Genomic DNA, 286 nt, shown 5'->3' with positions numbered 1-286 from the left:
ACGGACCCGGCAGGTAACCGCCTGCCTGACCCGGAGCTGCACCCGGACAGCACCCTCTGCATATGGCCGGATAATCGTATAACACGTGACGCGCACTATCTTTACCGGTATGACCGTCACGGCAGGCTGACGGAGAAAACCGACCTCATCCCGGAAGGGGTTATCCGCACGGATGATGAGCGGACTCACCGGTACCATTACGACAGTCAGCACCGGCTGGTGCACTACACGCGGACACAATATGCAGAGCCGCTGGTCGAAAGTCGCTATCTTTACGACCCGCTGG

Annotated in this window: 1 protein-coding gene; it reads left to right on the top strand. The window is 59.4% G+C overall.

From position 1 onward, the window contains the following. On the top strand, positions 1-286 hold a 286-nt coding region (locus BGE37_RS24895; RefSeq protein ID WP_198598492.1), incomplete at both ends, for an RHS repeat protein.

This window comes from Escherichia sp. MOD1-EC6300, assembly GCF_002965045.1.
In the GTDB taxonomy this organism is placed as follows: Bacteria; Pseudomonadota; Gammaproteobacteria; order Enterobacterales; family Enterobacteriaceae; genus Escherichia; species Escherichia coli_F.
The sequence above is the reverse complement of the archived record's forward strand: the minus strand, read 5'-3'. Positions and strand labels throughout refer to the sequence as shown.